At 65.2% G+C, this 7208-nt stretch carries 2 protein-coding genes; both read right to left on the minus strand.

Annotation, left to right across the window (positions count from 1 at the left end):
* A partial coding sequence (locus BFP89_RS00835; RefSeq protein ID WP_370671194.1) for an amino acid adenylation domain-containing protein occupies positions 1-5879 on the minus strand: 5879 nt, incomplete at its 3' end.
* 30 nt (positions 5880-5909) lie between these two features.
* The coding region (locus BFP89_RS00840) for an AMP-binding protein (RefSeq protein WP_141689020.1) at positions 5910-7208 on the minus strand (1299 nt) is incomplete at its 5' end.

Below are 7208 nucleotides of genomic sequence, written 5' to 3' on the forward strand. Positions count from 1 at the left end.
AAGCCACGGATCTTGACCTGATGGTCGACGCGACCCAGGTAATCCACCACGCCATCGGGACGCCCACGGGTCAAGTCGCCGCTGCGATACACGCGGCTGCCGGGCTTGCCGAACGGGTCCGGCACGAAACGTTCGGCGGTCAACGCCGGACGCTCCAGGTAACCCCGGGCCACGCCCTCGCCGCCCAGGTACAACTCGCCGGCCACGCCGATAGGTTGCAGGTTGAGCTGCGCATCCAGCACGTAGCCGCTGCGGTTGCCGAGCAACGTGCCGATGGGCGCGTAGACGGCGCCGCACGGGTCGCCCTTGCGCGCCTTCCACAGCAGCGGCGTGACTACGGTTTCTGTCGGGCCGTAGCCGTTGAACAGGTAGGTCGGCTTCAGCGCGCGCCAGGCCAGGTCGTAGCTGGCCTGGGCCACCGCATCACCGCCGAAGCAGTACACCCGAACGGCTGGAGGATTGCCGTCGCGCTCGGCGTGTTCGGCCAACTGTTGCAGGTACACCGGTGGGAACACCGCCATCGTCACGTTGTGCCGGTGCATCTGCTCATAGGTGTATTCCGGCAGCCACAGGCTGTCGTCGCGGATCAGCACGCTGGCGCCATTGATCAGCGGGTGCATCCAACCCTCGTGGGAACCGTCGAAGGCGAACGACATGAAGTGCAACTCGCAATCGGCCGGGCGGGTTTCATAGCGCTCACCGGTGGCGATGATGTGCGCCACCAGTGGCCCGTGGGACACCGCCACGCCCTTGGGCATGCCGGTGGAACCGGAGGTGTAGATCACGTAGGCGAGGTTGTCGCCGTCCAGTGCTACGTTCGGCGCCGTGTAGTTGTCATCGGACCAGTCCTGCAGTTGATCCACTGCCAGGGCTTGCAGGCCTTGCGGAATCGGCAGGCGCTGTTGCACGGTCGAGTGGGTCAGCAGCAACCGCGAGCGGCTGTCCTGCATCATGTACAGCAGGCGATCACGCGGGTATTCGATATCCAGCGGCACGTACACGCCACCGGCCTTCAGCACCGCGAGGAACGCCACCATGATCTCGGCACTGCGCGGCATGGCAATCGCCACGCGCACTTCCGGGCCGACGCCACGGGCGATCAGCGCGTGGGCCAGGCGGTTGGCCTGGCGATCCAGCTCGCCGTAAGTGAGCTGCTCGTCGGCGAACTTCACCGCCACCGCATCCGGAGTTTCCCGGGCACGGTCGGCCACCCGTTCATGCACCAGACGCCGGGCCGAGAAACCGGAGGCGCTGCGGTCCCACAGTTGCAGGATGTGTTGCTGCTCGGCGGCGTCCAGCAGGTTCAACTGGCCGAGCGATTGCCGAGGGTTGGCGACCATGCCCTGCAGCAGGTTCTGCCAGTGGCGCGTCATGCGTTGCACGGTGCCGGCTTCGAACAGGTCCTGGGCATAACCCAGGGTGGCCCAGATGCCTTCGGTGGACTCCTGAATGTCCAGGTCGAGGTCGAAATGCGCGGTCTTGCTTTGCCATTCCAGCCCCTGGACCAGCAGGTGCGGCAGGTGCTGCTGGACCTGGGCCTGGCCGACGTCGGTCTGGTGGTTGAACATCACCTGGAACAACGGATTGTGGCTCAGGCTGCGTTCCGGTTGCAGGGCTTCCACCAACTGTTCGAACGGCAGGTCCTGATGGGCCTGGGCCTCAAGCGCGCGTTGCCTGGTTTGTTGCAGCAACTGCTCGACGCTCATCTGGCCGTGCAGGTCCGCCTTGAGGACCTGGGTATTGACGAAGAAGCCGATCAGCCGCTCGGTTTCGCTGCGGTTGCGGTTGGCGATGGGCACCCCGACGCGGATTTCTTCCTGGCCGCTGTAGCGGTGCAGCAGGGTCTGGAACGACGCCAGCAGCAACATGAACAGGGTCACGCCCTGTTGCCGGGCCAAGGCCTTGAGCTGTTGGCTCAGCTCGGGGTCCAGTTCGAAGGCCAGGCGTGCGCCGCGATGGCTTTGCACGGCGGGACGCGGGTGGTCGAACGGCAATTCCAGCACACTTTGCTCGCCGCCGAGCATTTCGCGCCAGTACGCCAGCTGACGGTCCTTCTCGCCCGCCTCCATCCAATTGCGCTGCCACACGGCATAGTCGGCATATTGGATCGGCAACGCCGGCAGCTGCACTTCCTCGCCCTGGCTGTAGCCCGCATAGAGCTGCACCAGTTCTTCGACCATCACCTGCATCGACCAGCCATCGGAGACGATGTGGTGCTGCACCAGCACCAGCACATGCTCATCAGCAGCCACGCGCAGCAGCGACACACGCAGCAACGGGCCGTGTTCCAGGTCGAACGGCTGCGCGATCTGCGCCTCGACCTGCGCCTGGAGTTCAGCCTCGTCGACATCGGCGTGAGCGATCTGCAGCGACGCCGATGGCGCGATCACTTGCACTGCACGCTCATGCTCCTGGCGCAGGCAGGTGCGCAGGCTTTCATGCCGGGCCAGCAACGTATCGAAACTGCGCTGCAACGCGCCCAGGTCCAGTTGCCCTTTCAGGCGCAACGCACTGGGGATGTGGTAGGCGGCGCTGTGCGGCTCCAATTGCCAGAGAAACCACTGACGCTCCTGGGCATACGACAGCGGCAAGGCGTGCTCGCGCCCGACCGGCAGCAACGGCGGTGCGCTGGGCGCCAGGTTGTCCTGGGCCTGCAGTGCCGCGACAAATGCGTCCAGCCGTGGGTGTTCGAACAAGGCCTTGAGCGGCACCTCGCGCTGCAGCGTCTGGCGAATGCGCGACACCACTTGCATCGCCAGCAGCGAATGCCCGCCCAGTTCAAAGAAGTGCTGGTTCAAACCGACGTTGTCGGCACCGAGAATATCGGCCCAGATCGCAGCGATCTGCTGTTGCAACGCGGTGACCGGCGCCTGCCAGTTCTGGAGCGCCGTGCTGGCGTCCGGTTTGGGCAGTGCCTGGCGGTCCAGCTTGCCGTTGGGGTTGAGCGGCATGCGCTCGAGGAAGATCAGGTGCGCCGGCACCATGTAGTCCGGCAGCTGTTCGCGCAGGGTGTTCATCAAGCGTTCGGCTTCACTCGACGGTTGCGCGGGCACCAGGTAGGCCAGCAGTTGGTTGTCGACAGCCAGCACCAGCGCTTCGCGCACGCCGTCCTGGGCCAGCAGCACGGTTTCGATCTCGCCCAGTTCGATGCGGAAGCCGCGCACTTTCACTTGATGGTCGACCCGCCCGACATACTCCACCACCCCGTCGTCGCGATAACGCGCCAGGTCGCCGCTGCGATAAAGCCGCTCGCCGCAGGCACTGAACGGGTTGGCGACAAAACGCTCGGCGGTCAGGCTCGGGCGCCGCAGATAAGCGCTGGCCAGGCCGCTGGCGCTGGCGATGTAGAGTTCGCCCACGGCGCCGACAGGCAGCAGGTTCAGGTCGCGATCCAACACATACAGCCCACGCCCGGGTAGCGCGCGGCCGATGGGGCTGGCGGTGACGCCGCCGATTACGTCGGGGTCGGTGCAGTCCAGCACGCTGGAGACCACGGTGGCCTCGGTCGGCCCGTAGGTATTGAGCAGCCGCACATGGCCCAGGCCCGCCCGTTGCCACAACAACGGGCCGTCGAGGGGCATGGCTTCGCCGCCGATATGCATCTGGCGCAACGCCCCGTAAGGCCGCGCCCCCGCCGCCAGGCAATCCTGCAAGAACAGTTTCCAGTAGGCGGTCGGCAAGTCGGCCAGGGTGATGCCCTGCTCGATGATCTGCCGATACAACTCGGCACCGTCCCACAGTTGCGGGCCACGCAGCACCACCGTGGCACCGAGGGTCAGGGCCGGGTACAACTGCTCGACGAAGCCGTCAAAATTCAGGGTGGCGAACTGCAATACCCGGTCTTGCGCGACCAGTTGCGAATAGTCGGCGGCGATGCCGGCGAACTCGCTCAATGCGCCATGGCTGATGGCCACGCCCTTGGGTTTGCCGGTGGAACCCGAGGTGTAGATCACGTAGGCCAGGCTGTGCGGTTCGAAAACAGCCGGTGGATTGTGTCCGTCACACAGCGTCAACTGCGCCTGGGCGACGTCGATTTCCACGACTGCCACGTGTGCCGGCAATGGCAGGCGATCACGCAGGTGCGACTGGGTCAGCACCAGGCGCACATCGCTGTCCTCGAGCATGTGCACCAGACGCTCGCGGGGGTACTCAGGGTCCAGCGGCACATAGGCCGCGCCGGTCTTGAGCACCGCCAGCAAGCTGACCACCATGGAAAAGGAGCGCTCCACGGCGATCCCGACCAAGGCTTGGGGGCCGATGCCCTGGGCGATCAAGTAGTGCGCCAGGCGGTTGGCCTGGCAGTTCAGTTCGCCATAGCTGAGGGCCTGGTCGTCCAGGGCCAGGGCCTGGCGTTCAGGCTGCGCGGCGGCCTGGTCTTCGAACCGCAGGTGTACACCTTGCAATTGACGGGCACAGGACGGAGCGTTCCAGTCCTGAAGCATGCGTTGCTGCTCGGTAGCATCCAGCAGCGAAAGCTCGGCCAGACGCCTGCGCGGATCGCTGACGACGGTCTGCAGCAACTGCTGCCAGTGCTGCGCCAGGCGCTCGATGGTCGCTGCGTCGAACAAATCGGTGGCGTAATTCAACGCCGCCCACAGCCCTTCGGCCGACTCATGGGTATCCAGGCTCAGGTCGAAATGCGTGGTCTGGCTGTCCCAGTCCAGCTCCACCACGCGCAGGCCAGGCAGTTGCCGGCCGTCGCGCCCGCCCTGGGCGTCGGTCTGATGGTTGAACATCACCTGGAACAACGGGTTGTGGCTCAGGCTGCGCTCAGGCGAGAGCGCCATCACCAATTGCTCGAACGGCAGGTCCTGGTGGGCCTGGGCTTCCAGGGCGCGGCGCTTGGTCTGTTGCAGCAACTCGACAAAGCTCATCTGCCCGTCCAGGTCAGCCTTGAGCACTTGGGTGTTGACGAAAAACCCGATCAACCCCTCGGTTTCGACGCGGTTGCGGTTGGCAATCGGCACGCCGACGCGGATATCCGACTGCCCGCTGTAGCGGTACAACAAGGTCTGGAAGGACGCGAGCAGCAGCATGAATGGGGTGACGCCTTCTTGCTGCGCCAGGCGCTTGAGACCGGCGACCAGTTCGGGCTGTAGATGCAGCTCCAGGCTCGCGCCGCGATGGCTTTGCTGCGCCGGGCGCGGACGGTCCAGCGGCAGTTCCAGCACCGGCTGTTCACCGCCCAGCAGCGCCTGCCAATAAGCCAGTTGCCGCGCGCGCTCTCCCGCTTCCATCCAGCCGCGCTGCCACAGGGCGTAGTCGGCGTACTGAATCGGCAACTGCGGCAGTTGCAGGTCCTGGCCCAGGCTGTAGGCGGCATACAGCTGCACCAGCTCCTGGACCATCACCTGCATTGACCAGCCGTCGGAAACGATGTGGTGCTGCACCATTACCAGCACATGGTCATCTTCAGCCAGTTGCAGCAAGGTCACGCGCAGCAGCGGAGCCTGGTGCAGATCGAACGGCCGCGCCACCTCCGCTTCCACCCGTGCCATCAACTGCGCTTCGTCGATCTGCGCGTGTTGAATCTCGACCCGGGCCTGGGGCAGCACAGCCTGCCACAAGTGCTCGCCCTCCTCGACCAGTTGGGTGCGCAGGCTCTCGTGTCGGGCCAGCAGGCTGTCGAAGCTGCGCTGCAGTGCCGCCAGGTCCAAGCGACCGTGCAGGCGCAAGGCGCCGGGGATGTGGTAAGTGGCGCTGCCGGGGTCCAACTGCCAGAGAAACCACTGGCGCTCCTGGGCATAGGACAGCGGCAGGCGTTGGCCGTCCTCACGGATTGCAGCAATCGGCAGTTGAGCGAAACTCATGCCCCGGCTTTGCAGACGCTGATAAAACTGCTGGCGCTGTTCCAGAGGCAAGCGAAGAAAGCGCGACACCAGGTCGATGTTAGGGTTGGAAAGCATGGTTCAAATCGCCTCTAGTTCGCTCAAAAAGTCACGAAGATCATCAAAATCTTCCACGCTGCCGGCGCGGAAAGTGGCTGCGGCCTGTACGTAGGCGCGCAGTGATTCGGTCTGGAACAGTTCCATCAGCGGGACGTCCAGGCCCAGCTCGGCCTGCACCCGCGAGGTGATCTGGATGGCCAGCAGGGAATGCCCGCCCACTTCGAAGAAGTTGTCGTTCAGGCCCACTTGCGCCAGGTGCAGCACGTCGGCCCAGATCGCGGCGATCTGCTGCTCCAGTTCGGTGTGCGGCGCCACGTACTGTTGCTGCATCTGGCTGGCATCCGGCAACGGCAGGCCCTTGCGGTCGAGCTTGCCGTTGGGGGTCAGCGGCATCTGTGCGAGGAATACGAAGTGCGCCGGCACCATGTAGTCCGGCAGGCCGCTTTTCAGGGCGCGACGCAAGCTGTCGCGGAATTCGGCCTGGTCGGCCAGGGTCGCATCGGCCGGCACCACGTAGGCCACCAACTGCTTGCCGGTCGGACCTTCCTGGGCCACCACCACGGTTTCGCCGACGCTGTCCTGTTCGCGCAGGCGCGCTTCAATTTCACCCAGTTCGATACGAAAGCCACGGATCTTGACCTGATGGTCGACGCGACCCAGGTAATCCACCACGCCATCGGGACGCCCACGGGTCAAGTCGCCGCTGCGATACACGCGGCTGCCGGGCTTGCCGAACGGGTCCGGCACGAAACGTTCGGCGGTCAACGCCGGACGCTCCAGGTAACCCCGGGCCACGCCCTCGCCGCCCAGGTACAACTCGCCGGCCACGCCGATAGGTTGCAGGTTGAGCTGCGCATCCAGCACGTAGCCGCTGCGGTTGCCGAGCAACGTGCCGATGGGCGCGTAGACGGCGCCGCACGGGTCGCCCTTGCGCGCCTTCCACAGCAGCGGCGTGACTACGGTTTCTGTCGGGCCGTAGCCGTTGAACAGGTAGGTCGGCTTCAGCGCGCGCCAGGCCAGGTCGTAGCTGGCCTGGGCCACCGCATCACCGCCGAAGCAGTACACCCGAACGGCTGGAGGATTGCCGTCGCGCTCGGCGTGTTCGGCCAACTGTTGCAGGTACACCGGTGGGAACACCGCCATCGTCACGTTGTGCCGGTGCATCTGCTCATAGGTGTATTCCGGCAGCCACAGGCTGTCGTCGCGGATCAGCACGCTGGCGCCATTGATCAGCGGGTGCATCCAACCCTCGTGGGAACCGTCGAAGGCGAACGACATGAAGTGCAACTCGCAATCGGCCGGGCGGGTTTCATAGCGCTC

Source organism: Pseudomonas sp. 31 R 17, from assembly GCF_900004915.1.
Classification (GTDB): Bacteria; Pseudomonadota; Gammaproteobacteria; order Pseudomonadales; family Pseudomonadaceae; genus Aquipseudomonas; species Aquipseudomonas orientalis_A.